General features: G+C 68.1%; 22 protein-coding genes. 8 read left to right on the top strand and 14 right to left on the bottom strand.

Annotated features, from left to right (window positions below; all coding sequences use genetic code 11):
• Window positions 1-25: 25 nt before the first annotated feature.
• The gene (locus CP983_RS28965) at window positions 26-1,900 is read right to left on the bottom strand and encodes an AMP-dependent synthetase/ligase (protein ID WP_107906596.1); all 1,875 of its coding nucleotides are present in this window, start codon (window positions 1,898-1,900) and stop codon (window positions 26-28) included.
• A gap of 269 nt (window positions 1,901-2,169) precedes the next feature.
• Window positions 2,170-4,038: a translation elongation factor 4 gene (lepA, locus tag CP983_RS28960; protein WP_107906595.1), complete on the bottom strand. Its 1,869-nt coding sequence runs from the start codon at window positions 4,036-4,038 to the stop codon at window positions 2,170-2,172.
• 234 nt (window positions 4,039-4,272) lie between these two features.
• Between lepA and rpsT the strand changes: the two genes are divergently transcribed.
• On the top strand, window positions 4,273-4,539 hold the full coding sequence (rpsT, locus tag CP983_RS28955; protein ID WP_030947131.1) for a 30S ribosomal protein S20: 267 nt from the start codon (window positions 4,273-4,275) through the stop codon (window positions 4,537-4,539).
• Between the two features lie 211 nt (window positions 4,540-4,750).
• On the opposite strand, the gene CP983_RS28950 is transcribed toward rpsT, so the two are convergent.
• The 5 genes from CP983_RS28950 to CP983_RS28930 form a co-directional block, all read right to left on the bottom strand.
• A complete protein-coding gene (locus CP983_RS28950) occupies window positions 4,751-5,149 on the bottom strand; it encodes a nuclear transport factor 2 family protein (RefSeq protein WP_107906594.1) in 399 nt (132 codons plus the stop codon).
• Between the two features lie 65 nt (window positions 5,150-5,214).
• Complete coding sequence (gene holA, locus CP983_RS28945) at window positions 5,215-6,204, bottom strand: DNA polymerase III subunit delta (protein WP_125525162.1); 990 nt, start codon at window positions 6,202-6,204, stop codon at window positions 5,215-5,217.
• A 68-nt stretch (window positions 6,205-6,272) separates the two neighbouring features.
• Window positions 6,273-6,518, bottom strand: a complete 246-nt coding sequence (locus CP983_RS28940; RefSeq protein WP_107907336.1) for a hypothetical protein — start codon at window positions 6,516-6,518, stop codon at window positions 6,273-6,275.
• Window positions 6,519-6,559: 41 nt separating this feature from the next.
• A complete protein-coding gene (locus tag CP983_RS28935; RefSeq protein WP_150502748.1) occupies window positions 6,560-7,441 on the bottom strand; it encodes a YceI family protein in 882 nt (293 codons plus the stop codon).
• Window positions 7,442-7,869: 428 nt separating this feature from the next.
• Window positions 7,870-8,709 (bottom strand): arylamine N-acetyltransferase family protein, encoded by an 840-nt coding sequence (locus CP983_RS28930; RefSeq protein WP_150502746.1) that lies wholly within the window; start codon window positions 8,707-8,709, stop codon window positions 7,870-7,872.
• Between the two features lie 258 nt (window positions 8,710-8,967).
• Between CP983_RS28930 and CP983_RS28925 the strand changes: the two genes are divergently transcribed.
• From CP983_RS28925 to CP983_RS28910, 4 genes are all read left to right on the top strand, one after another.
• Window positions 8,968-10,596 carry a recombinase family protein gene (locus tag CP983_RS28925; protein ID WP_150502744.1) on the top strand — a complete coding sequence of 543 codons (1,629 nt, stop codon included), beginning with the start codon at window positions 8,968-8,970 and terminating at the stop codon, window positions 10,594-10,596.
• A gap of 97 nt (window positions 10,597-10,693) precedes the next feature.
• Window positions 10,694-10,891 carry a hypothetical protein gene (locus CP983_RS28920; protein ID WP_150502742.1) on the top strand — a complete coding sequence of 66 codons (198 nt, stop codon included), beginning with the start codon at window positions 10,694-10,696 and terminating at the stop codon, window positions 10,889-10,891.
• A 1,059-nt stretch (window positions 10,892-11,950) separates the two neighbouring features.
• A complete protein-coding gene (locus tag CP983_RS28915; protein ID WP_150502740.1) occupies window positions 11,951-12,259 on the top strand; it encodes a hypothetical protein in 309 nt (102 codons plus the stop codon).
• Between the two features lie 29 nt (window positions 12,260-12,288).
• Entirely contained in the window at window positions 12,289-13,071 is a 783-nt protein-coding gene (locus tag CP983_RS28910) for a hypothetical protein (protein ID WP_150502737.1), read from the top strand.
• A gap of 329 nt (window positions 13,072-13,400) precedes the next feature.
• Here CP983_RS28910 and CP983_RS28905 read toward each other — a convergent pair whose 3' ends face one another.
• Complete coding sequence (locus tag CP983_RS28905; RefSeq protein ID WP_150502735.1) at window positions 13,401-13,928, bottom strand: hypothetical protein; 528 nt, start codon at window positions 13,926-13,928, stop codon at window positions 13,401-13,403.
• 115 nt (window positions 13,929-14,043) lie between these two features.
• Here CP983_RS28905 and CP983_RS28900 point away from each other — a divergent pair, with 115 nt between their 5' ends.
• A complete protein-coding gene (locus tag CP983_RS28900) occupies window positions 14,044-14,637 on the top strand; it encodes a hypothetical protein (RefSeq protein ID WP_150502734.1) in 594 nt (197 codons plus the stop codon).
• A gap of 246 nt (window positions 14,638-14,883) precedes the next feature.
• Here the strand turns inward: CP983_RS28900 and CP983_RS28895 are convergent, their stop codons facing one another.
• Window positions 14,884-15,192 (bottom strand): hypothetical protein, encoded by a 309-nt coding sequence (locus CP983_RS28895; protein ID WP_150502732.1) that lies wholly within the window; start codon window positions 15,190-15,192, stop codon window positions 14,884-14,886.
• Window positions 15,193-15,332: 140 nt separating this feature from the next.
• Between CP983_RS28895 and CP983_RS28890 the strand changes: the two genes are divergently transcribed.
• Both CP983_RS28890 and CP983_RS28875 read left to right on the top strand, forming a co-directional pair.
• A complete protein-coding gene (locus tag CP983_RS28890) occupies window positions 15,333-16,574 on the top strand; it encodes a helix-turn-helix domain-containing protein (protein WP_150502730.1) in 1,242 nt (413 codons plus the stop codon).
• A 743-nt stretch (window positions 16,575-17,317) separates the two neighbouring features.
• A complete protein-coding gene (locus CP983_RS28875; protein WP_150506951.1) occupies window positions 17,318-18,442 on the top strand; it encodes a methyltransferase domain-containing protein in 1,125 nt (374 codons plus the stop codon).
• Window positions 18,443-18,513: 71 nt separating this feature from the next.
• Here CP983_RS28875 and CP983_RS28870 read toward each other — a convergent pair whose 3' ends face one another.
• The 5 genes from CP983_RS28870 to CP983_RS28850 form a co-directional block, all read right to left on the bottom strand.
• Window positions 18,514-18,777 (bottom strand): hypothetical protein, encoded by a 264-nt coding sequence (locus CP983_RS28870; RefSeq protein ID WP_150502725.1) that lies wholly within the window; start codon window positions 18,775-18,777, stop codon window positions 18,514-18,516.
• 164 nt (window positions 18,778-18,941) lie between these two features.
• The gene (locus tag CP983_RS28865; protein WP_150502723.1) at window positions 18,942-21,572 is read right to left on the bottom strand and encodes a ComEC/Rec2 family competence protein; all 2,631 of its coding nucleotides are present in this window, start codon (window positions 21,570-21,572) and stop codon (window positions 18,942-18,944) included.
• Window positions 21,569-22,750, bottom strand: coding sequence for a ComEA family DNA-binding protein (locus CP983_RS28860; RefSeq protein ID WP_229914748.1), 1,182 nt, complete (start codon window positions 22,748-22,750; stop codon window positions 21,569-21,571). The genes CP983_RS28865 and CP983_RS28860 overlap by 4 nt, the downstream gene beginning before the upstream one ends.
• Window positions 22,751-23,005: 255 nt before the next feature.
• Window positions 23,006-23,851: a DegV family protein gene (locus CP983_RS28855; RefSeq protein WP_107906590.1), complete on the bottom strand. Its 846-nt coding sequence runs from the start codon at window positions 23,849-23,851 to the stop codon at window positions 23,006-23,008.
• Window positions 23,852-23,944: 93 nt separating this feature from the next.
• On the bottom strand, window positions 23,945-24,820 hold the full coding sequence (locus tag CP983_RS28850; protein WP_150502719.1) for a hypothetical protein: 876 nt from the start codon (window positions 24,818-24,820) through the stop codon (window positions 23,945-23,947).
• Between the last annotated feature and the right edge of the window lie 185 nt (window positions 24,821-25,005).

Below are 25,005 nucleotides of genomic sequence, written 5' to 3'. Positions count from 1 at the left end.
CCGCGACGCAGTCCCCCGCCCTCCCCTACGCTTCGCGGGTGCCGGCGTACATCTCCTCGATGAGCGCCTTGTACTCACGCTCCACCACGGGGCGCTTCAGCTTCAGGCTCGGCGTGATCTCACCGTGCTCCACATCGAGGTCCCGCGGCAGCAGCCGGAACTTCTTGATCGTCTGCCACTTCTGAAGGCCCTCGTTGAGCTTCCTGACGTAGCCGTCGACCATCTCGACGGTGGCCGGCGCGGCCACGATCTCCGCGTACGGCTTCCCGGACAGCCCGTTCTCCTCGGCCCACGCCTGGATCGCGACCTCGTCCAGCGCGATCAGCGCCGTGCAGAAGTTCCGGTCGGCGCCGTGCACCAGGATGTTGGAGACGTACGGGCAGACCGCCTTGAACTGGCCCTCGACCTCGGCGGGCGCGATGTACTTGCCGCCGGACGTCTTGATGAGGTCCTTCTTGCGGTCGGTGATGCGCAGGTAGCCGTCGGGGGACAGCTCGCCGATGTCGCCGGTGTGGAACCAGCCGTCGCTCTCCAGCACCTCGGCGGTCTTGTCGGGCAGTCCGTGGTAGCCCTCCATGATGCCGGGCCCGCGCAGCAGGATCTCGCCGTCGTCGGCGATACGGACCTCGGTACCGGGCAACGGCTTGCCGACCGTGCCGGTGCGGTAGGCCTCGCCCGGGTTCACGAAGGACGCGGCCGAGGACTCGGTGAGGCCGTAGCCCTCCAGGATGTGGATGCCGGCGCCGGCGAAGAAGTAGCCGATCTCCGGCGCGAGCGCGGCCGAACCGGAGACACAGGCGCGCAGGTTGCCGCCGAAGGCCTCACGGATCTTGGCGTACACGAGCGTGTCGGCGACCTTGTGCTTGGCGGCCAGGCCGAACGGCGCGGAGTGGGTGCCGGTGCGCCGGAAGTTGTCCTGGGTGACCTTGGCGTACTCGCGGGCGACCTCGGCGGCCCACTGGAAGATCTTGTACTTGGCGCCGCCGCCGGCGCGGGCCTTGGCGGCGACCCCGTTGTAGACCTTCTCGAAGATGCGCGGCACGGCGGCCATGTACGTCGGCTGCACGACCGGCAGATTCTCGATGATCTTGTCGACACGGCCGTCGACCGCCGTGACGTGGCCGACCTCGATCTGGCCGGAGGTGAGCACCTTGCCGAAGACGTGCGCGAGCGGCAGCCACAGGTACTGCACGTCCTCCGCGCCGACCAGGCCGGTCGCGGCGATCGCCTTCGCCATGTACGACCAGTTGTCGTGCGGCAGCCGTACGCCCTTGGGGCGGCCGGTGGTGCCGGAGGTGTAGATCAGGGTGGCCAGCTGGTCCTTGGTGATCGCGCCGACCCGCTGCTTGATCAGCTCCGGGTCCTTCTCGAGCCGGGCCGCGCCGCGGGCCTCCAGCTCGGCGAGGCTGAGCACCCAGTCACCGGTCTCGACACCGGCCGCGTCGACGACGACGACATGGGTCAGGTTCGGCAGCTCGGCGCGCTTCTCCAGCGCCTTGGCCACCTGGGCGGCATCCTCGGCGATCAGCACCCGGCTCTCGGAGTCGGAGAGGATGAACGCCGACTCCTCGGCGTTGGTCTGCGGGTAGACGGTGGTCGTCGCGGCACCGGCGCACATGATGCCCAGGTCGGCCAGTATCCACTCGATCCGGGTCGAGGAGGCCAGGGCGACGCGCTGCTCGGCCTGGACGCCCAGCTCGATGAGCCCGGCCGCGATGGCGTAGACCCGCTCGGACGCCTGCCCCCAGCTCAGCGACTTCCACTCGTCGGGCCCCTGCCCCGAGGCCGCCGGCACCGGATAGCGGTACGCCTCGGCGTCCGGCGTGGCGGCCACGCGCTCCAGGAAGAGGGTCGCCACGCTCGGCGGACGGTTCTCGATCAGTGTCTGTGTGTCGCTCAAGACATCCTCCGGGGGCCCGCGACGATGCGGCTGGCTCAGTGCGGCTGGTTCCTACACGCGAGGCGTTTTCCTACGCGCGAGGCGTTGTTTAACTCGCGAGTAACTATCGAGCAGGGATCAGGTTAAAGGTCGGCAGGCCACTGCGTAAGGGTCCGCGCCCTGTCACTTCCTCCAGAAGGTCACCTGGCGTACACAAAGGGGCCCGTCGCACTTGCGTACGACGGACCCCTGTTGCGGCGATTTGCCGGGTCAGCAGGTGTTACCCGCGGTTACTTCTTGCCCTTGCCCGACCCCGCGCTGTCATCACTGCTCAACACGGCGATGAAGGCCTCCTGTGGAACCTCCACGGAACCCACCATCTTCATCCGCTTCTTGCCTTCCTTCTGCTTCTCCAGCAGCTTGCGCTTACGGGAGATGTCGCCGCCGTAGCACTTGGCGAGGACGTCCTTGCGGATGGCGCGGATGGTCTCGCGGGCGATCACCCGGGAGCCGATGGCGGCCTGGATCGGCACCTCGAAGGCCTGCCGCGGGATGAGCTCGCGCAGCTTGGCGACCAGGCGCACCCCGTACGCGTACGCGGCGTCCTTGTGGGTGATCGCCGAGAAGGCGTCGACCTTGTCGCCGTGCAGCAGGATGTCGACCTTGACCAGGCTGGACGTCTGCTCGCCGGTGGGCTCGTAGTCCAGCGACGCGTAGCCGCGGGTCTTGGACTTCAGCTGGTCGAAGAAGTCGAAGACGATCTCCGCGAGCGGCAGGGTGTAGCGGATCTCGACACGGTCCTCGGAGAGGTAGTCCATGCCGAGCAGGGTGCCGCGCCGGGTCTGGCACAGCTCCATGATCGAGCCGATGAACTCGGTGGGCGCGAGGATCGTGGCGCGCACGACCGGCTCGTACACCTCGTTGATCTTGCCCTCGGGGAACTCGCTCGGGTTGGTGACGGTGTGCTCGGTGCCGTCCTCCATGACCACGCGGTAGACCACGTTGGGCGCGGTGGCGATCAGGTCGAGGCCGAACTCGCGCTCCAGCCGCTCACGGATCACGTCGAGGTGGAGCAGGCCCAGGAAGCCGACGCGGAAGCCGAAGCCGAGGGCCGCGGAGGTCTCCGGCTCGTAGACGAGCGCGGCGTCGTTGAGCTGGAGCTTGTCGAGCGCCTCGCGCAGCTCCGGGTAGTCCGAGCCGTCCAGCGGATACAGGCCGGAGAAGACCATGGGCTTGGGGTCCTTGTAGCCCCCGAGCGCCTCCGTGGCCCCCTTGTGCTGGCTGGTGACGGTGTCACCGACCTTGGACTGGCGGACGTCCTTCACACCGGTGATGAGGTAACCCACCTCACCGACGCCGAGGCCGTCGGCCGACAGCATCTCGGGCGAGTTCGTCCCGATCTCCAGCAGCTCGTGCGTGGCGCCCGTCGACATCATCTTGATGCGTTCGCGCTTGTTGAGCTGGCCGTCGATGACACGGACGTACGTCACGACACCGCGGTAGGAGTCGTAGACCGAGTCGAAGATCATCGCGCGGGCGGGCGCGTCCTTGACGCCGACCGGCGCCGGGATCTCCTTGACCACCTTGTCGAGCAAGGCGTCGACGCCGAGACCGGTCTTGGCAGACACCCGCAGCACGTCGTCCGGGTCGCAGCCGACGAGGTTCGCGAGCTCCTCGGCGAACTTCTCGGGCTGCGCGGCCGGCAGGTCGATCTTGTTCAGTACGGGGATGATCGTGAGGTCGTTCTCCATCGCCAGGTAGAGGTTGGCGAGGGTCTGGGCCTCGATGCCCTGGGCGGCGTCGACGAGGAGGACGGTCCCCTCGCAGGCGGCCAGCGACCGCGAGACCTCGTAGGTGAAGTCGACGTGCCCCGGGGTGTCGATCATGTTGAGGATGTGCGTGTTGCCGGGTTCGTGGGTGGGAGCCCACGGCAGCCGCACCGCCTGGGACTTGATCGTGATGCCGCGCTCGCGCTCGATGTCCATCCGGTCGAGGTACTGAGCACGCATCTGCCGCTGCTCGACCACGCCGGTCAGCTGGAGCATCCGGTCGGCGAGCGTGGACTTGCCGTGGTCGATGTGCGCGATGATGCAGAAATTGCGGATCAGAGCCGGGTCGGTACGGCTCGGCTCGGGCACATTGTTAGGGGTCGCGGGCACGCAGGGTCCTGTCTCTTGAGGCGCCTTGTGCCTCGGGTCGGATCGATACGTAGGTTCCATGGTCCCATGGGCGGCGACCGGGGACCGTTTTGGGCCGTCGGCCGGGCCGCTGGTACTCTGGGTGGCTGTGTCTCATGCCCTCTCAGCGCGAGGCACACCCCGAAGAAATCACCCGGTACGGATTTCGTGCGGCTTCCGCGCGGCCCCGTGCCTGAACCTGAAAAGGCTCAATCAGTGGCGAACATCAAGTCCCAGATCAAGCGGATCAAGACCAACGAGAAGGCTCGGCTGCGCAACAAGGCCGTCAAGTCCTCCCTGAAGACCGCGATCCGCAAGGCCCGTGAGGCCGCTGCCGCGGGTGACCAGGAGAAGGCCGTCGAGTACCAGCGCGCTGCCGCGCGTCAGCTCGACAAGGCCGTCTCCAAGGGCGTCATCCACAAGAACCAGGCCGCCAACAAGAAGTCGGCGCTTGCTTCGAAGGTCGCTTCCCTCAAGGGCTGAACCCTTTATCTGGTCTGATCGGATCCGGCTTCCCGGATCCAGTCGCCGGTAGGACCCAGAGCGGGCCCTCTCTCATCCGCTCCCGACCGGCACCCCGGATTCGCACGCGGCCTGCGTTCGCCACGCGGGTGCGGATCCTGCAGCTTCATTCGAAGGCCCCGGTGCCTCGCCCTTCCCCAGGGTGGGCGCCGGGGCCTTCGACATGCCTGCGTCAGGACCAGAAGTCGTTGCCCTTTTCGATGTCCGCGACGCACTCGTCGAGGTCGGTGATCTTCTCGCCGACGATCCGGAAGACGATGCCGCCCATCTCGTCGATGTGCTTGCCGCCCCGGTCGGCGGAGAAGTGGTGCACGGACATGGCATGCCCGCGGCCGTCGACGAAGATGTTGCGCAGCTCGACCTTGAACGTCCCGCCGGTCTCCGAGAAGAGCCGGCCGTAGTACCCCTCGAAGATCGAGTCGACGCCCTTGTAGTCCCCCGACAGCGGGTGGGAGCCGGGTACGTGGTGCGTGCAGTCCCCGGTCATCAGGCCGCGCAGGGTGTCCATGTCTCCGCGCTGGAAGGCCTCGTAGCCCTTGCGGACGAGAGCCGCGTGCGGGTGTTCAGCCATGGTGCTCGCCACCTTTCCCAGTCCGGCGATATACGGCTGATACGCCCGATTCTCCTCTCCCGGGCCTAGCCGCGCCCTCTGGACCGAGCCGCCCTCGCGATGGTCACGACCGCTTTCTCCAGGGCGTACTCGGGGTCGTCCCCGCCGCCCTTCACACCGGCGTCGGCCTCGGCGACCGCCCGCAGCGCGACCGCGACCCCGTCGGGTGTCCATCCCCGCATCTGCTGACGGACCCGGTCGATCTTCCAGGGCGGCATGCCCAGCTCGCGCGCGAGATCGGCGGGGCGGCCGCCGCGCGCGGAGGACAGCTTGCCGATGGCCCGCACGCCCTGGGCGAGCGCACTGGTGATCATGACGGGGGCCACACCGGTGGACAGCGACCACCGCAGCGCCTCCAGCGCCTCGGCCGCCCGTCCCTCGACGGCCCGGTCGGCGACGGTGAAGCTCGACGCCTCCGCACGGCCGGTGTAGTACCGCCCGACGACGGCCTCGTCGATGGTGCCCTCGACATCGGCGACCAGCTGGCTCACCGCGGACGCCAGCTCCCTGAGATCGCTCCCGATGGCGTCGACCAGCGCCTGGCACGCCTCGGGCGTCGCCGAGCGCCCGGTCGCCCGGAACTCGCTCCTGACGAACGCCAGCCGGTCCGCAGGCTTGGTCATCTTCGGGCACGCCACCTCACGCGCCCCCACCTTGCGGGCGGCGTCGAGCAGCTTCTTGCCCTTGACCCCGCCGGCGTGCACGAGCACCAGTGTGATCTCCTCGGCGGGCGAGGCGAGATACGCCGTCACGTCCTTGACCGAGTCGGCCGACAGGTCCTGCGCGCCGCGCACCACCACGACCTTGCGCTCCGCGAACAGGGAGGGGCTGGTCAGCTCGGCCAGCGTGCCCGGCTGCAACTGGTCGTGGGTCAGATCCCGCACATCGGTGTCCGCGTCGGCGGCCCGGGCGGCGACCACCACCTCCCGCACGGCACGGTCGAGCAGCAGCTCCTCCTGGCCCACGGCGAGGGTCACGGGGGCGAGGGGGTCGTCGTTCGCACTCTTCTTGGCCATCGCGACAAGGATGGCACGGGCCACTGACAACCCCCGCCGGCGCCGGACACCCGGCGGCTACGGCACGGTCACGGCTCCTCCCGCCAGCCGTCCCACTCCCCCGCGAACTCGTCCAGCGCCCCCGGATCGAGCCGGCCACCCTCGTCCCTCAGCACGACGAGCCACTGCGCGTCCTCGGCATCGTCCTCACCGGCCAGGGCGTCCCGCACCAGGCGCGGCTCCTCGTCGATCCCGAACCGCTCCCCGAGCGCCTCCGCCGCCTCCTGGGCCGCGTCACGGTCGGGCAGCACCAGCACATGTCTCACATCGCTCACGGAGCCATTCTCGGGCACCCGGCCCGAGGGGAATCCCCCGGTCAGCCCTTGCGCACCAGCTGCACGTCCAGCTCGACGCGGATGCTCGACCCCACCACCGCGATCCCCCGCGCCAGCATCGTCTGCCAGCTCACGGTGAAGTCGTCGCGATGCAGTTCGGTCGTCGCCCGGCACGCCGCCCGCACCTCGCCCTCCGTGCCGTTGCCGAGCCCGAGGTACTCCGTGTCGAGCACGACCGTCCGCGTCACCCCGTGCAACGTCAGCGCGCCTGTCACGGCCCAGCGGGTGCCGCCCTTGTGCACGAACCGCTCGCTGTAGAACTCCAGCGTCGGAAAGGCCGCCACGTCCAGGAAGTCCGCCGACCGGAGATGGTCGTCCCGCATCCGCACGCCCGTGTCGATGGACGCCGCGTCGATCACCACGTGCATCGCCGACCGCTCGACGGGGTCGGTGATCCGCACCGCCCCCGCGAACGAGTTGAACCGGCCGTGGATCCGGGCCAGCCCGATGTGCCGCGCGGTGAACCCGATCGACGTGTGCGCCGGCTCGACCTCCCAGTCGCCCGGCGCCGGCAGCTCCGGCGGCTGGGCGACATGGAGGGTCACGTCACCGAGCGAGGCGAGCGTGTTCTCCACGACCGTCGTGGTCGTCCGGTACGGCGTGTACCCCTCGGCCGACACCGCGAGCCGGTACTCACCCGCCGGCACCGTGATCACGAACGACCCGAAGGGATCCAGCCCCCCGCTCATCACCGTCCGCCCCGTGGTGTCGCTCACCACGAACTCCGCGTGCCGGACGGGCTCGTTGACCGGATCGAGTACCCGGCAGCTCAGCACTCCCGCGCTCGGAGGGGTCTCCAGCGCCGCCAGAGGGCTCGTCCGCTGTTCCGGGTTCGTTCGGCTTCCTCGCCGGCGACCGATCATCCTCGACACCCCTGTACGAACTCGACCTCACGCGTTGCCGAAGGGGCATTCGACCACCGCCGAGTTTTTCGGGGCAACACGGGATCACATCGTGGGAAACCGGCAGATGTGCTGGTTCTACGCGCTAGTAGCACCAGCGGGGCACGAGGTGCGGCGCCGAGCCCGGGAACCAGTCGCGTGCGCCGGCCCGCCCGGCCGGGCGCAGGGCTCGGGGTCCTGTCGATCAGCCGGTCGGGATCCGGGCTCGGAGCGCTGTCGCGTCAGCCGAGGTGGTCGCTCCGGGCCCGGGGTCCAGCCGCGTCAGCCAGGCCGGTCGGGACCCGGGCCTGGGGTCCAGCCACTCAGCCAGGCTGGTCGACAAGGCGCGGCGTCGAGCCCGGGATCGGCCACGTCAGCCGGCTGGGCACCAGGCTCCGGGGCCTGCCGCGTCAGCCTGGCCGGTCGGGCTTGGTCACCGTCGGCACCCGGTCCAGCTCGATCCCGAACCGCTCCCGGTACGTCCTCAGCACCTCCTCGTCCGTCCCCAACTCCCGCTCCTCACGTGTCCCGTCCGCCGCCGTCGTCTTGAACGTGCGGCCGCTCAGCGTGATCCGTCCCCCTTCCTCCGTCACCCGCGAACACACCAGCGACTGTGTGAAGTGGGACAGCGGCGAGGTGCTGTGCCACCACGCCCCGGCCACGAAGTCACCGAGCGCCCGGGGCCGCCGGTCCAGCCGGTACTGCGGTCTGCCGTCCATCACGACGTCCAGGTCCGCCGCCTCCCCCGAGTCGTGCCCGCCGCGTACCCCGGCCGCGTCCGGCCCCGCCTCGACGACCCGGAACACCCCCGCCGGATCCACCTGCTCACCCCGCGCCTCGAACGCCAGCGGATAGTGGCTGTGCGCCCCGAACCCGACGTCCGCCAGCCACGCGCCCCCGTCCACCGTGCCCACCTTGAGCGCCATGTGGTCGTACGGGATCCCGAGCCGCTCCTCCTTGCCGTAGACGCGCGCCGCGAGCAGCGTCACATCGAAGCCCAGCGCGCCGAGCAACGCCCCGAACGACCCGTTCAGTTCGTAACAGAACCCGCCCCGCCGCGCGCCCACCACCTTGTCCAGCAGCCGCTTCTCCTCCAGCACGATCTCCTCGCCGAGGTGGACCGACAGGTTCTCGAAGGGCACGGCCTGCAGGTGGCGCAGTTGCAGCTCACGCAGTACGTCCACGGTGGGCCACGCCGGGTGCTCGACTCCCAGGCGCCGGAGATAGGCATCAACCTCTACGGATTCCATGCCCTCAGTCTCCCGCCACCATGAGCTCCGCGCCCGTACCCGCGACCGCGAGCGCCCCGTCCTCGTCCGTCCGCAGCACCACGGCACCCTGCGCCCGCAGCGCCGCGACCGTGACGGGAGCCGGGTGACCGTAGGGGTTTCCAGAGGGTCTCCGACTAGCAGTTCAAGGAGACACCCTCAATGGCGGCATCACCGCAGGTCAGAGCGGGTAGGTATCCGACTCGCTCGTACACCCCAATGAACTCTCAGCTCAGGGGCGTGTCCGCCCTCCGCCTCTCTGTACTGACCGACGAGACCACCAGCCCCGAGCGCCAGCGTGAAGCCAACCAGGGTGCTGCTGCCTCGCTGGGCATCGACCTTGCCGACCGCGAAGCCGTTGACCTAGGAGTCAGCGCGAGCAAGACCACGCCCTTTGAGCGTCCGGGGCTAGGCGCATGGCTTCGGCGTCCCGCCGATTTCGACGCGCTTGTCTTCTGGCGATTCGATCGTGCCGTCCGGTCCATGGATGACATGCACGAGTTGGCTAAGTGGGCGCGCGACCACCGCAAGCTGATCGTGTTCGCCGAGGGTCCGGGCGGGCGGCTGGATCTGGATTTCCGCAACCCGATGAATCCCATGACCACCCTCATGGTCACGCTCTTCGCGTTCGCCGCACAGATGGAAGCGCAGGCCATCCGAGAGCGGGTCACCGGCGCGCAGGCAGCAATGCGGCTCATGCCTCTTCGCTGGCGTGGCTCGCGTCCACCCTACGGCTATATGCCTGCTCCACTGGAAGGTGGCGGAGTCACCCTGATTCAGGATCCGGACGCCGTGAAGGTGCTTGAGCGGATCATCAAGGAACTCAAAGGCGACCCGTTCAACGGCGTTGCCCCCAAGGGCACCGCTGCAATCGCGCGAGACCTCAACGCAGACGGCATTCCCTCATCCCGCGACCACTGGAGTCTGAAGCAGGGGCGGAAGACCGGCGGAAAGACCGGCGGTAACCCCGGCGAGACTGTCGTACGCGAACAATTCAAGTGGACGCATGGATCCATCAAGGAACTACTGACCAGCGAGCGCCTGTTGGGCTGGAAGGTCACCGAAAAGGGAGTCGTTCGGGACAGCGAGGGCCGGCCGGTCATGGCTACCGCTGATCCGATTCTCACCCGCGAGGAATTCGACGCCGTTGGCGCCATCCTCAATGAACGATCCGTGGACAACAAGAAGCCGGATCGAGTGGACACCGTTGCGCTGCTGCTTCGGGTCATTCACTGCGCTGGGTGTGGAGAGCGTATGTATCTCCACCAGCCATCGCCCAACAGCAAGAGCACCAGCAAGACCCACACCTACAAGTGCAGCGCACACAACCAAGGCCGCACATGCGAGACCCGCGCAATCATCAAGCGGGAATGGGCGGAGGAGTACGCAGAGCGCGAGTTCCTGCGGATGCTTGGCGCACTGGAAGTCACACAGACGCGCACCATTCCTGGTTACGACCCTCAGCCCGAGATTGACGCCACTATCGCCGAGTTCGAGGCACACCAGGAACAGCAGGGGCGACAGAAGTCAGCGGCGGCTAAGGCTGCTTGGCAACGGCATGCAGCCGCCCTTGACTCCCGACTCGCTGAGCTTGAGACCCGGGAAAAGGTTGAGCCCCGTATCGAGGAAACCCGAACGGGCAAGAACTATGCGGACCTCTGGGCGAAGGCTGACACGGCGGGCAGGCGACAGCTCATGCAAGGGGCCGGAGCACGCTTGGACGTGAGTCGAGGCAAGCGGGGGCGACAGTTCAAGTTGGATGAGGGGCGCGTGGACTTCAGCGTGCGTGACCCGTTCTTCAGCGAGGCAGCCGCTGAACTAACGGCCATGGCTGACGAAGAGCGCACGGCTGAGGCTGCGTGGCTGTAGGCACCTAGCACAGTACCCAATCAGATGGCACCGGTTCGGCCAGTGATCTTGGCGGACGCAGACCGAACCGGTGTCCCTACCAAAGGGAAACCACATCATGACACGCGAAGAGTTCGACGCCCGCAACGCAGCGTGGGACCAGGAGTACGAGTACCTGACCGTTAGCCGCAGGCTCGACAGGCTTTATGCAGCTCGCAGCGCTGGCGACACAACTGTGTACCTCGCGCAGCGAATAGACCGCACTGAGCGGCTGCTACAGGCCATGCTCGGCTTCCCTGAGCAACTGGCCGGCTAGGCACCTGAGAGCCCCTCTGAGCCCCGTTCGGGCGTCCCTCTCGGGATTGCTCGGACGGGGCTTTCTCGTGCGTTCTGGCGGACGTAGGGGCCGAATCGAAGATCACGTTAAGTAATTAAATGATTACAGAACGTTAAATCGCCTCCGTCCGGGACAGCGCGAGTGACGAACAGCGGGTAGGGCTTCAAGATCAAAACACCCTCTGACCTGCATAAAGTGACGAGGTGACGATTTGACGCTCATCTCAATTCTTCTAGGAGATCTACTAAGAAAACCGAAGTGGCGCTCAAACCGTCACCTCGTCACTTAGGCAGCCCTAACTAGCCTGCGGCAGGTAACCGACTCGCTAGTTACGGGTTAAGCGGGTACTTCACGCACTCGCCCCACTCCGGCAGGCTTCCCACCTTTGCGCCGGACACAGCGCTGTACGCGCACTCACAGACTTGGGCCCTTGCCCACGGTCGTAATCCCACCCTCTGGCCGGGAAGCCTCAGAGGTGGTGGTTACGCCGTGCGCAAGGGCCCTTTTTTCATGCCTGAAAGGCTTCCCACCATGCCCTATCGAAAGCTACTGGCCGCTACATGCCGCGATTGTGGTGTGCTGACGATGCCCAGCGGCCTAATGCGTGACTCCCACACATGGTCTGGCTTCCAGCACCTATGCCGGACATGTAGCCGCGCGCGAGGCAAGGCGTACAACAAGACCCCTGAGCGCCGTGCTAGTTGGCAGCGCCGGCAGTCCGGTCAGAATGCTGCGCCCCACGCCCGGTACCGCCAGGCTCATCGCGCCGTCATACAGGCCAAGGGCAAGGCCGCTGAACACCGTTGCTACTGCGGGGAGGGCGCATCCGATTGGGCGCTGCTACCGCTGGTGCCTCGCCTGAAGGACGGCCCCTACACCTATTCGCCGGATCCCGCCGACTACATCCCCATGTGCCGCTCGCACAACGTGTATTGGGACTCGCAGTTTCGCCGACTCAGGCGCTAGCCGCATCACCTACCAAATTTGGTACCTGACCGATGCCTCAACCGGCTCGGATCGCTGAATTCTGGAGTACACATGAGCGACAACCCGCCCTCCGTTGCTGACATCACCCGCGCACTGACCGAAGTGCTCATTCCGGCCCCCGGAAACCGGCTGCCCATACCGACCGTCCATCGCGCTGTTTCTCGACACCTGGGCGGTGAGCATTCGGGCGTGCCCTTCAAGACTGTGAAGGAAATCCTCCGCAGCGTCGGTATCAGCGTCCGCGCCCCGAAGCAGGGGGATGACCATCACGCATACGGCGTCGAACTGGCACCCGGCGTACCGGATCCCGAGCTTGAGCGGAAGCTACGCCACATGCGCCGCCCCTCGAACCGCGCATAAGCGCAACCCAAACTAAAGGAACCATTCCCATGACTGAGACTCCCCTCGAATTCACCGGCGCTGGCACCGAGGCTGACCCGCTGACTTTCGACGCCATGCGCCCGAGCACCCCCGATCAGGCTGACGCCTCCATTGCTGGTCTGGCGACGACTGCTAAGGGTCATGCCGCCGCATTCAGCAGCAACGCGGATCTGAGCAGCGCTCTACCCGCCGATCTGCGGGATATCGTCCGGGATGCTTCCATGGCGATCACGTCGACGCTGAGCACCGCTCGTGACGCACGGACCAAGGCCGACAGCATCCGAAATGATGTGCAGATCTACCCGCAGGGCCGTGAACTCCTCGCCGGCGAAGCAATCAAGACGGCTACCAACAAGGTCGCCGAGTCGTTCGAGAGCGCTGATGCGAAGCTTGAGGTAGCTACGGCGCTCACGTATGAGGCTGCCCGCCCGCTCATTTCACCGGAAGACTCGATGCCTGCCCGCGCTGATCTCCAGATGCTCACTCAGCGCCACCTCGGTAAGCCGGGGGAACTGTCCGACACGCTGAAGCGGCTTGCTCAGCGCAGTGATGGGGTCGGCGCCCTGGTGGCTGATCCGCGTTTCCTCGGTGATTTCCTGGATTCGCAGGGCATTGACACGGACATGCGCGAGGCGGTGTTGACTCTCGTGAGCGCTGAGGTGGTTAGGGCAGCCGCAGGGAGCGGTGACCCTAAGCGTTCTGCTGCCGCACGTACGAACCTCGCTCTTGTCGAGCTGCGTAAGGCGCGGGTTGCTGCTAGCGCGTTCACTCGGCACATGCTTCAGAGCTGATCACACAGCGGGGTAGGCCGGAGTCACCTACCAATTCGGTACGTGCTCCGGCCCATCACGTACTGCGTTACTCACCACATTCGCCGAGCATTCACGTTGAGTGAACGTCCTTGATGTCCGATTAGGGCGATAGGGGTGGGGGTGTACCCCTTGCCCCCATGGGGGAGTTGAACGCGGGGGAGGGCTCCGGCCGGCGCGCCCAGTCAGAGACCCCGTTCGTAACCGTTCCGTTACCTAACCATGTCACAGGGGGTGACCGGCTATGGCGCGTGGTGGACACGTGAACAGCGGGCCGGCGCCTAAAGGCCAAGGGTGAGTAGCGCTCTTGCCTACTTCCGACTACCGTCATCGTCTAGTGCGGCCTGGGCTGCAATGATGAAAACGGTGACGCTGGAATCGAACTCCTGTGATTGCAGGAACAATCGCACACGAGCATCACGCTGGCCGTCTTCGTCAACGATGTTGTACACGCACAGCTCAGCCAACAGCGCCGAAGCGCCTCGCGACAATGAAATGGCCGCCTCGCTCACTTCAGGCGGTCCAGCCAGTGCGGCATCCGTACTAGCCTCTTTGATCGCAGTAACCAATTGCCTCCAGCGCGCTTCCGGTTCTTCTTCAAACACTGGGTACAAGTCTGGGTGCACTGCGAAAGGCGCAGACGAGTCCCGTAGCTGGGATGCCTCGCTAATGAGGACCTTGTACACGCTCTGACGTGGTTCGCGCCGCTCCCGCCGATGCTCGGCACGGGCAGTGATGCGCGCACCTTCACGCTGAGCCCACCCCGTGGCCAGTGCTGCGCCAATCGTTGCCACTGAACCCGCCAGCGCCCCGAGCACTGCTGCCAATCCTGCGTCCATGGCGCCAACTTTCCTGACCTATGGCGCAGTTGGTCAAGCGCATGCATACCACTAATCACTGAGCCCCTGCCGCGAGCGGGTTCGGGGCCCTTTCTCATGCCTGAAAGAGCGTCAGATGATCAAGAACAGAGACCTACTGGGCGCACTCGCCTTGCTCGCTGCCCTCATCGCCACCGCATCCGCTGAGTACCAACTAGCACGCGCAGTTGGCTTCGGCGAGTTCACAGCGGGATGCATTCCGGCTGCACTTGATGTCTACGCCCTGCGTGCATTCAGCGTCCGGCGCGATGTACCCGCCGTTGTGGCTGCGCTCATCCTGACGAATGCGCTCGCGCATCTGGTGAGTTCGGGGCTGATTCCCGTATCCGTTCCGCTGGTCGTGGCTGTCAGCGCGATAGCCCCGCTCGTCCTCTGGCGCGTGAAGGCTCTGAGCGCTCCGCCGACGCGTCAGGAGAGTGAGCCGGTAGCCGTTGAGCCTGAAACGCCCGAGCGCCTCGCAGAGAGCCGTACAGCCATTCCGGCACCCGAGCCGGCGGACGCATCTGCGCATCCCTCTGACCCGCTGCTGCCGCAGGCACGTGCATTCGCCGAGCAGATACAGCGGGATGCGGGCAAGGCTCCATCGCTGCGTGAACTTCAGGCGCACTTCCGTATCGGTCAGGCACGTGCTCAGCGCATCCGGGTGCAACTCGCCGGGGGTGCAGCGTGAGTGCTGACCGACTGCGCCACTATCTGTCGCTGTCCGCTGAAGCGCTGAGCGCCCCGCTGTGGACGTTCCCGCCCCTTGAAGTGCCGTTGGTCCAGCGTGCCCGCCGCAGGGTGCTTGGCGCCGACCCAGAGACTTATGCGCATGTACTCGCCGCTGAGTCCGATGAGCGAGTGACCGACTTCGCAGAGACTGACCCTGACCAGTAGCTGAGCCCCGCCCTGGGATAGCCCCAGGAGCGGGGCTTTTCTACTTTCCGCCGTCGCTGTTATCCGAGTTGTCGCCATCCGACCCCATGGGTCCACCAATCGTGGCCTTCAGAATCTCCTTTGACTCGTCGGCCAGTGCTTCACGGGCTGCTCTTCGAGCGTCCAAGGAGCGTTTCACAGCGGCTGCACCCCCGACTGCCGCTAGTGCGCCGGCCACCCCCAGCCCGACCCCCTTACCGAACGCCTTGGATGCGGCAGCCTTTTCGATGCTGCTGATCAGCTTGTCTACGCCCCCGGCTTTCCCTGCTGCTGTCGTGAACACTTCGTACTGACCAAGGTTCCCCGCCATACGCCCTCCCTTGAACTTGTGCGCATTCCCGGCACGGAGCACCGATCATGCCCCCCAGCAGCCGGACGCGAACCCCGCTTGACCTATCGACGTTGCTCCGCTACGGCGAGTGCGTACCCTGGGTGTCGAGGTGAGTGCCGATGTCCGCAGGGTTGGCAGACAACGTCCGCAAGTACCGGCGCCAGCAGGGTTGGAGCCAAGAGCGGTTGGCCGAAGAATCGGCCCTCTCGCTGAGCACAGTGCGCAAGGTCGAGCAGGGCGGGCACGTCAGCATGGACACGCTTGCCTCGCTCGCTGGTGCGCTGGGAGTCGAGACCTCTGCCTTATTCGCCAGCGAGGCGCCCGAGCCCGTACTCGGCCAGCAGGATGAGGCGAACCGCAGGAACCTCGCAGAGCTGCGCCGTGCCCTCATGCCCCCTGTTGGCCTCTCTGCGCCCCTGGCAGCACCCGCTGAGGCTGTGGAGCCATCGGCCATCCGCCAGGGCGTACAGGACGCACACGCGCTCTATCAGGCGGACCGGTACTCATCCGTCGCACGTGCGCTACCCGGCTTGCTGCGCTCGTCTGAGGCGGCTGCCGGAATCCTTCAGGGCGAAGAGCAGCAGCAAGCCTTGATCGCCCGTGCACATGCTCTGCTGCTCGCTGGCAAGTACCTGACCCAGGTGCGGCAATACGACATGGCTTACTTCGCGCTCGCTGAGGCGATCCGGCTTGCTCGCGAGACTGGCCAAACTCAGTTGGCAGCAACGGGAGTTGTGGGCTTGTGCTGGCTGCTGCTGAGGCAGGATCGATTCGACGAGTCAGAGACGCTCGCAGCGCAGACGGCTACGGACATTGAGCCGCGTATGTCCGAGGCGACTCCCGCGCAACTCGCTGTGTGGGGTGAGCTGTGGCTTCGCGTCGCTGCTGCTGCTCGTCGGAACAACCGGCCGGACATGGCCAAGCATGCACGCCGGATGGCTGGCACTGCCGGGGGCGCGATCGAGCGGGAACACACCGACTTCCCCACGCATTGGTCAGCGTTTGGCCCTGTCACCGCTGAGGCCAAAGCCGTTGAGGATCTCGCGCTGATCGGCGATGCCCGGGGCGTTCTGCGGCGTGCCGACGATGGCCCCCTGAGCCCCAAGGCTGTGAAGAACTTCGGCCGGCTCAGTACGAACAACTACGGCCGCCATCGGCTCGACGTAGCCCGTGCACACACGCTGCTCGGCTCCCACCAGGACGCCATGGATGAGCTAGTGAACCTGCGTGAGACGGCCAATGTGTGGCTGACTCATCAGCCCATAGCACGGCGCGTGATGGCGGACATTCTGAAGACTCGCAAGCGCACGCTGACCGAGGAAATGCGGAGTATGGCCGCTCACCTCGGCGTTGCTGGCTGATCTACTGCGGAGCGTAGTAGTTCGGCGCGCTGAGCTACCCAACTACCGTTCTGCGCACATGGATTGGCTCTGATCACGCTCATACCGTCGCTGTTACCGACCAACGACGGAGGGGCGAGCGATCATGGCGAGCGACGCAAGAGCCCGACTGTCCACAGCGATGCAGCAGCACGGACAGGACGGCCTGTTACTGGTCTTCAAAGACCGGGACGACGCGTTGGGTACGACGGCTGAAGGTGCCGACATGGCACCCCATTCCGGACTATCGCGTCCGACCATGCGGGAACGAGTCGCCAAGGCCAACGCTCGCAGCCGGGGCGAAATCTTGTAATGGCGCGCACTGACCCGCGACGGCCCATTTCGACTATGCAAGCGTTCTGGTCCTGGGGCGAGTACTGCGGGATGTGCGCTGGGCATCGTGAAATCTGGTGCCCGATCTGTTTCGGATTCGAGGGGTGTTGGTCCTGCAAGCATCGCTGCAAGGTCCCGTGCCCCCTCTGCGCCGGCGGGCGGCTGATGCCCCTTCCATGGTGATCAATCAACTAGGAGGTACTCACATGCGTCACTGGTGGCTCACGATGGCAGACGGCGGGCAGGACGACAGCGACAGTGGCAACAAGCACGGCGGAGGCGGATCGGATGAGGGCGGTAACACGAACGACGGTCAGGGACCGGCGGACGGTAAGTAGGTGAGCAACCTCGGTACAAAGGGGGCGGGCCCTGAGGGGCTCGCCTCCGTACTCATGGAAAAGGGCGCGCTCGCGAGTGACTGGCTTCCCGCGTTCAAGGCCGTGCCACGTGATCTGTTCGTTCCGGAAGTAATCTGGCCGGGGCGCGCTGGCATGAACCGCCAGAGTGACCGAGTCATCCGCAGCGAGGAACCTGACGCGTGGCTGGAGGCTGTCTACGCGGACGCCCCGATCACGACTCAGTGGGATGACGGCGCGTTCACCGGCGCCGGAAAAGGCAAGATCCCGTCTAGCTCTAGCTCCATGCCGACCATGGTTTTCTCGATGCTCGATGCGCTGAGCGTTGAAGAGGGTCAACGGGTGCTGGAAATCGGCACGGGTACCGGCTGGAATGCTGCCCTGCTCTCCCATCGGCTCGGTGCTGAGAACGTGTTCACGGTTGAGGTCGACGGAAGCAGCGCGAGGGAAGCGCGCAAGCGCCTGAATGACGCGGGATTCGACCCTGTGTCCGTCATCGGTGATGGTGCGGAGGGTTACGCCGAGGGCGCCCCGTACGACCGGCTGATTGCCACGGCATCGATCGGCAGTGTCCCCCGGCGATGGGTCGAGCAGACGAAGCCGGGCGGGATCATCCTTGCCCCCTGGGGACCGACATACGGCGGCGAAGCCATTGTGCGGCTGACCGTGGCCGAGGACGGGACTGCGTCAGGCTCGTTCATCGGCTCGTCCGCGTTCATGCGCCTACGCGCTCAGCGAGTCCAGCGCACGCACGTCCGGGAATACCTCGGTGGTCAGAAGTGGCCAGCGGACGGCGCTCGCAGCGTTACGCCTATCTCGCCGGATGCGGTGGGCGACTGGCACATCATGTTCGCCATCGGCGCGCAGGTGCCTGGTGCGTTCCCATGGATGGAGTCGTACAACGACGGCTCATACACGCTGTGGCTGCGAGATACGGCCGTGACGTCATGGGCAACGGCGGACTACGAAAAGGGCCGAGACGAATTCGAGGTCTATCAGTCCGGTCCGCGCCGACTCTGGGATGAGGTGGAGACTGCCTACCTGTGGTGGGAGAAACAGGGGCGCCCCGGCTTCGAGCGATTCGGGCTGACCGTGGACGCTGACGGCGAACACGTGTGGTTGGACTCGCCCGGCAACCCTGTACCTGTCCGGAGCGCCTAGCCTGCTGAGACCGCCCCCGTCTGTGTGCCCTCCCCCGTGGCGCATGGACGGGGGCTTTCTGCTGTCTAGCCTCAGCGCGGGCTCAGAGCCTCACGTAGCGCCGTTTCCAGCGCCCTTGCTGCCGGCGCATTGAGCCGTTCTCCACGCAGCTCAGCAACATGGGCAACGTCCCTGACGGCTACGGCCAGCCGCTCAATGAGTGAGCAGAGTTCAGCGCGCGCGACTTCCGGGCGATGGACCATGGCCAGTGCATAGGCGGCATCGTTTCGCGCTGTGCTGATCCGGTGATCCTCGGTGCGCTGGCGGATTTCCTCGGTGCCATCAGTCTCGGGCATGCCGACTCCAATTCGGTCGGTGGTCCCTGTGCGGAAACCTCGCCAGGGCGCTGCGTATCGACCCCACCAGCGTAGGGACACTCGCACCCCCTCGGGCGCCTCAATTTCGGGGCTCGCAACCTGCGCACTGCCGCTGAGTTGATGCGCTGACCAGGGCAGACGTGCTAGAACTGGAAGTCACGACCCTTTGGGTTGTCCGCCCCCGCGGAGATCAGCGCCAGCCTGGGCGCGGCCCGGCGTATGAGCTCCGGGTCCTGGTACGCCGAGCCGTGGTGGGCGACCTTCAGCACGTCCACGCCGCCCAGCAGCGGCCCCGCCGGCGATCTCAACAGCGCCCGCTGCGCCGGGGGTTCCAGGTCACCGAGCAGCAGGAACCGCAGCCCCGCCGACCGGACGAGCAGGGTGACGCTGGAGTCGTTGGGGCCCTCCGGGGCGTCCGGGGTCAGGGCTTGGTGCGGTGCCGGTGCCGGTGGCGCTGGCAGTGGCGGTGGCGGTGGCCACAGAACTCGCCAGTTCAGGGGGCCGGTGCACCTCTCCTCCCCGGCGGTGGCCCGCGTCACGGGAATCCGCCGGGCAGCCGCCTGTCTGCGCACGAACTCCGCCTGGTCCACCGGCTCTTCGTGCCCCGTGGTCTCGATCGCGCCCACCGCCCGCCCGCGCAGCACGCCGGGCAGGCCCGCCACATGGTCGGCGTGGAAGTGGGTCAGCACGACGAGCGGGATCCTCGTGATGCCGAGCGTGCGCAGGCAACGGTCGATCAGCGTCGGATCGGGTCCGGCGTCCACGACGACCCCGGTCCCCTCGCCCGCCGCGAACACCGTCGCGTCGCCCTGCCCCACGTCGCACATCGCGTACCTCCACCCCGGCGGCGGCCACCCCGTGACGACCCTGGTCAGCGGCGGCGGCTGCACCACCGCCAGCAGGAGCAGCGCCGCGCAGACCCCGCACCACCAGGGGTGCCTCAGCAGCCGACGTCCGGCGAGCACGACGACCACCGTGACGAGGGCGAGCAGTGCCGCCCCGGTCCAGCTGCCGGGCCAGTCCACACCCGCGCCGGGCAGCGCGGCCCCTGTCCGGGCGACGTTCGCCAGCCACCCGGCCGGCCAACTCGCGCACCAGGCCAGCGCCTTGGCCACCGGCATCGCGAGCGGTGCCGTCGCCAGCGCCGCGAAGCCCAGGACCGTGGCCGGCGCGATCGCGAACTCCGCCAGCAGGTTGCACGGCACCGCCACCAGGCTCACCCGGGCCGACAGCACCGCCACGACCGGCGCGCACAGCGCCTGCGCGGCAGCCGCGGCCGCCAGCGCCTCGGCCAGCCTCGGCGGCACCCGGCGTCTGCGCAGCGCGGCGCTCCAGCGGGGTGCGAGGGTGAGCAGGGCGCCCGTCGCCAGGACGGAGAGCAGGAAGCCGTAGCTGCGGGCCAGCCAAGGGTCGTACAGCACCAGCAGGAGTACGGCCGTCGCCAGCGCCGGAATCAGCGATCTGCGGCGCCCGGTCGCCAGGGCCAGCAACGCGACGGCCCCGCAGGCCGCTGCCCGCAGCACGCTCGGGTCCGGCCGGCACACCACGACGAACGCGAGCGTGAGAGCGCCGCCGAACAACGCGGTCGTGCGCAGTGAGATGCCGAGCCGGGGTGCGAGCCCTCGGCGCTCGACGTGCTGGGCGAGGCCGGGCGGGCCGATGAGCAGGGCCAGGATGATCGTGAGGTTGCTGCCGGAGACTGCCAGCGTGTGTGCGAGGTCGGTCTCCTTGAACGCCTCGTCCAGCTCCGGCGTGATCCGTGCGGTGTCCCCGACAACCAGCCCCGGCAGCAACGCCCGCGCATCCGCCGGCAACCCGTCGGTCGCCTCCCGCAGCCCACCCCGCAACCGCCCCGCCAGCCGCTGCACCGCCGACGGTTCCCCCACGGCCTCCGTCCCGGCGGACTCCCGCACCCGCAACACGGCCGCGATCCGGTCCCCGTCCGAGAGGGAGGGTGCGAGCCGGGCGGTGATACGCAGGCGGGTGGAGGGGAGGAGGGTCAGCCATGGGGTGGGGTGGGTGGTGGAGGGAGGCTGAGGCTGATCCTCGGCATCGGCTGAGGAGCCCCTGCCCGCGTCGACGATCACCAGCACCGGCGCCCGGGTGTCGATCGCCGTGCCGTCCGGCTTCTCGACGCGTCGTACGTCCGCGTTGACCAGCACAGCGGTCGGCGCCATGTGGTCCCCCTTGACCCTGGGACGGGTGAGCCGAGGGTCCGAGGTGATCTCGATCTCTGCGGTCACGGTGGCGTACTCCCGCGCCAGCCCCGGCACCGGCCCACGACGCAGGTCGGCTCCGTGCAGCGCGGCGGATACGGCGGCCCCCGCGACACAGAGCAGCAGGGCGGCGGCCGAGGTGCGGGGCCATGTGAGTCGCACCGGGAGCGCAAGGCTCTGCCCGCCACTCCCGACACTCCCGCCTCGTCGCACCGGCGCTCGAAGGCTTCGTCCGCCCGCTCCACCTGGCAGCACCGGCGCACGAAGACTCTCCCCGCCCGTCCCACCCCGCCGCACCAGCAGCAGCACGCCTGCCGCAACCAAGCAGACCACCGCCAGGCCCGCCACCCACTCCGGCGGTGCGTCCAGCATGAGCGCCGCCGTGGCCCAAGCAGCAAGCGCCGGCGGGACCAGGCGCAGGTCCGTCGGCCCCTCCTGACGCGGGTGGGCTGCGCCGAGCCGTCGGCCGGATGTGGCGTGAACAGCGGCTCGGGCAGGCCGGGAGGCGGGGACGAGGGTGTCCTGGCTGTCCTGACTGTCCTGGCTGTCGTGACTCATGGCCGTACGAGATTCCGTAGATCGGCGAAACGGCGATCGCCGATGCCGTTGACCTCACGCAACTCGTCCACCGAACGGAAGCCGCCGTGCTGGGTGCGGTAGTCGATGATGTGCTGGGCCAGCACCGGGCCGACGCCCGGGAGGGTGTCCAACTGGTCCACGGTCGCGGTGTTGAGAGGGATCGGCGCGGCAGGTGCGGCACCGGGAGCCGCCGCGCCGCCCACGCCCGTACCCGCACCGGCCTCAGGTGCCGGGGCCGCCGGAGCACCGACGATCACCTGCTCGCCGTCCACCAGGAACCGGGCCCGGTTCAGGGTGTCGGTGTTCGTGCCGGGGCGCACTCCACCGGCCGCCCGCAGAGCGTCGGCGACACGTGAGCCCGCCGGGAGGCGATGGATCCCCGGCTCACGCACCTTGCCGCCGACGTCCACCACGATCTCTGGCGCCGAAGTACCCACGGCACCGGGTGCGCCGACCGCCGACGCACCTGCCGTCGAAGCTGCGGTTCCCGATGCAGCCGACCCGGGCTCACCGGCCTGCTCTCCTCCGGGTTCCCCTCCCCCGTACGGTGCCGCTGCCCGCACCACCTCAGGAGCCCGCACGGACTGCGCCCGCCCGGCCCAGAAGTGCTGCACAGCAAAGCCGGCGGCGAGGACGAGCACCACGGTGAGTGCGACCACGTTCCGCCGCTCCAGCCCACAGCGCGCCTGCAACCACACCGGCATCCGCTCCCGCAACGCCAGCCCGGCCCGCGCCCGCCACTCCCCCGAACCGGCGCCCGCGCCGGCATCCAAACCGGCGTCACCGGCCCCGGCACGACCAACGGCATCGCCACCGACACCAGCGCCAGCAACCACGCCGCCCCGCGCCACGTCCAGGTCCGGGTCCGGGTCCACGTCCGGGTCGAGACCGAACCCCCTCCCCACCCCCTCAACCCCGCTACGCCGCGGCGGCGGCCCACCCCCCGGCTCCCCCGATTCCCCCCACTCCTCGCCCCGTTCGGCGAAAATCACCTCCGCCCGGCGCCGCAGCTCCTCCGCCGATGCATGGCGCTGACGCTGACGCGCCCTCCCGGTGACATGCGTGCCTCGCCGGTGCCGAGTGCGCCCGTCGGATCGCGGACCGCGCCCAGGACCACTGGTCACCGTCGCAGTGCGCCCCCGTGCAGCCGAGGGCACGGATGCGGCCGCAGCCCCAGCCGTCGCCGTAGCAGCGCCCGGCCGCGTGACAGTACGTGAACGTGTACGTGATCGAAGTGCCATGCGAGGAGGATCCGACACCCCGCCCCACTCACGATGATCTTGCTCAATTCCCGGGGATTACCAACCAGTTGTGGAAAACCCAGCCACCCACACGAGTGACGCCCCCGGCTCCCCAAGCCCCCAATGCCTTCACCACAAGCACCGCGAGCCCCACGAGCCCCACAAGCCCCGTCACCGAGGCGAAACCACAACCCCCAACAACCCAGGCCCCGTATGCGCCCCGATCACCGCCCCGACCTCGCTCACATGCAGCTCCGCCAACCCCGGCACCCGCGCCCGCAAACGATCCGCCAGTGCCGACGCCCGGTCCGGTGCCGAGAGATGGTGGACCGCGATGTCCACCTGCGCGCTGCCCGCCCGGTCGGCGGCGATCTCCTCCAGGCGGGCGATCGCCTTGGAAGCCGTGCGGACCTTCTCCAGGGGCCCGATCCGCCCGCCCTCCAGCTGCAACAACGGCTTCACGGCGAGCGCGGAGCCCAGCAGGGCCTGCGCGGCGCCGATGCGGCCGCCACGGCGCAGATAGTCGAGGGTGTCGACGTAGAAGTAGGCGGCCGTGCCCCCGGCCCGTTTCTCGGCGGCCGTGACGGCCTCATCCACCGTGCCGCCCGTCTCCGCCGCCTCGGCTGCCGCGAGCGCGCAGAACCCCAGCGCCATGGCGACCATGCCGGTGTCCACCACCCGCACCGGCACCGGCGCCTCACGCGCCGCGACGACCGCCGCGTCGTAGGTGCCGGAGAGCTCGGCGGACAGGTGCAGGGAGACGATGCCGGTGGCGCCGGACTCGGCGACCTCGCGGTAGTGCCGTGCGAAGACCTCGGGGCTGGGCCGCGAGGTCGTGACGGGCCGTCGCTTCTGCAACGCCTGGGCGAGGGAACGGGTCGAGATCTCGGTGCCCTCGTCCAGCGCCTGACCGCCGACGACCACGGTCAGGGGTACCGCTGTGATGCCGTGGCGCTCCATCGTCCGGGGCGGCAGGTAGGCCGTTGAATCGGTGACGATAGCGACATGGCGGGACATGAGCTGGAGGTTACCTGGCGTAGTGCCCGGGCGGCAGCCCGACCCCGCTCAGGCGGTGAAGCCTTGACCGGAGCGACGCGTGGCCGCCGGGGCTCAAGTCGTGCTCTCGGGACGGGGTTTCTTCTGCCAGGGGTACGTCTGGCGGGGGCCCGGCGGGTTGATGGCGGGCCTCGTCGGCTCCTCGGCCCGCTGCCGCTGAGGGCTGTCCGGCCAGGTCTGCTCGGACGTCTCGGCGGCGTCCGAGGCGGGAGCCTCCGGCCAGGGGGGCGGCGGGGAAGACGGACGGTCGGGCGCCGGCCCAGCCGCCGCGGATTCCGCCTTCGCAGATCCCGTGGAAGACCCCGTCGCTGAAGAGCCTGCGGTCGAGGACCCGGCCCCGGTCGCCGTCGACCCTGACCCCGTCGACCCGGTCCCCATGGATTCCGTCGTCTGCCAGTGCCGCAGGGCGCCGGTCTCCACGTCGATCTGGGCGCTGAGGGTGTCCAGGTCGTCGTCGGCGAACCGGCGGGCCCGGTCGCGGGCCGCCCAGCGCAGCGAGTCCGCGGCCTCGACGATGCGCTCGGTGCGCTCACGCAGGTCGGGCAGCCGCCCGGCAAGCGTCGTACGGTCCGGCTCGGACTCCAGGCGCCGGAGCTCCGCGTCCAGTTCGTGGCCGTGCGCGCTCAGGCGCTCGAAGAGGCCGAGGGACTCCTTGAGGGACTCGTCCTCGCCCACGCCCGCGTGCAGGGCGTCCTGGGTGGCGCGCATCGAGGTGCGCAGCTTCAGCCGCAGCTGCGCCAGCTCGCCGACCGCGCCGGGCTGGGCGAAGGACTTGGCCCGCAGGGTGTGGTCCTCGACCGTGCGCCGGGCGTGGGTGATCGTCTCGTCCACGCGGCGCTTGGCGGCGCCGACCACCTTCACGGTGGCGTACGCGCCGAGCACCACGAAGAGCACGAAGAGCAGGGCGACGACTGCGATCACTGCTTCCACGAGCTCCTCCTCCGACCGGCCGCGACCCATGCCACGTCACTCTTCAACGGTAAACGCAGCGGGCAGGCCCGGAGTTCCAGCAGAACCCCGAACCTGCCCGCAGGGGATCACCCCGAGCCGTCCAGCGTGATCATGGCGCCCCGGCGGCACGCTCGCCGACCGGACGACCGCTGATCATGACGGCC

It is taken from the genome of Streptomyces chartreusis, from assembly GCF_008704715.1.
In the GTDB taxonomy this organism is placed as follows: domain Bacteria; phylum Actinomycetota; class Actinomycetes; order Streptomycetales; family Streptomycetaceae; genus Streptomyces; species Streptomyces chartreusis.
Note: the sequence above shows the minus strand (reverse complement) of the source record. Positions and strands in the feature narration are given on the sequence as shown.

Excerpts from the sequence above, each read along its gene's own strand:
- CP983_RS28865 (WP_150502723.1), bottom strand. The coding sequence starts at position 21,572 with ATGAGTCACGACAGCCAGGACAGTCAGGACAGCCAGGACACCCTCGTC.
- CP983_RS28870 (WP_150502725.1), bottom strand. The coding sequence starts at position 18,777 with ATGCCCGAGACTGATGGCACCGAGGAAATCCGCCAGCGCACCGAGGAT.
- holA (WP_125525162.1), bottom strand. The coding sequence starts at position 6,204 with ATGGCCAAGAAGAGTGCGAACGACGACCCCCTCGCCCCCGTGACCCTC.
- CP983_RS28895 (WP_150502732.1), bottom strand. The coding sequence starts at position 15,192 with ATGGCGGGGAACCTTGGTCAGTACGAAGTGTTCACGACAGCAGCAGGG.
- CP983_RS28855 (WP_107906590.1), bottom strand. The coding sequence starts at position 23,851 with ATGTCCCGCCATGTCGCTATCGTCACCGATTCAACGGCCTACCTGCCG.
- CP983_RS28905 (WP_150502735.1), bottom strand. The coding sequence starts at position 13,928 with ATGGACGCAGGATTGGCAGCAGTGCTCGGGGCGCTGGCGGGTTCAGTG.
- CP983_RS28915 (WP_150502740.1), top strand. The coding sequence starts at position 11,951 with ATGAGCGACAACCCGCCCTCCGTTGCTGACATCACCCGCGCACTGACC.
- CP983_RS28890 (WP_150502730.1), top strand. The coding sequence starts at position 15,333 with ATGTCCGCAGGGTTGGCAGACAACGTCCGCAAGTACCGGCGCCAGCAG.
- CP983_RS28900 (WP_150502734.1), top strand. The coding sequence starts at position 14,044 with ATGATCAAGAACAGAGACCTACTGGGCGCACTCGCCTTGCTCGCTGCC.
- CP983_RS28935 (WP_150502748.1), bottom strand. The coding sequence starts at position 7,441 with ATGATCGGTCGCCGGCGAGGAAGCCGAACGAACCCGGAACAGCGGACG.
- CP983_RS28920 (WP_150502742.1), top strand. The coding sequence starts at position 10,694 with ATGACACGCGAAGAGTTCGACGCCCGCAACGCAGCGTGGGACCAGGAG.
- CP983_RS28930 (WP_150502746.1), bottom strand. The coding sequence starts at position 8,709 with ATGGAATCCGTAGAGGTTGATGCCTATCTCCGGCGCCTGGGAGTCGAG.
- CP983_RS28910 (WP_150502737.1), top strand. The coding sequence starts at position 12,289 with ATGACTGAGACTCCCCTCGAATTCACCGGCGCTGGCACCGAGGCTGAC.
- CP983_RS28950 (WP_107906594.1), bottom strand. The coding sequence starts at position 5,149 with ATGGCTGAACACCCGCACGCGGCTCTCGTCCGCAAGGGCTACGAGGCC.
- CP983_RS28875 (WP_150506951.1), top strand. The coding sequence starts at position 17,318 with ATGGAAAAGGGCGCGCTCGCGAGTGACTGGCTTCCCGCGTTCAAGGCC.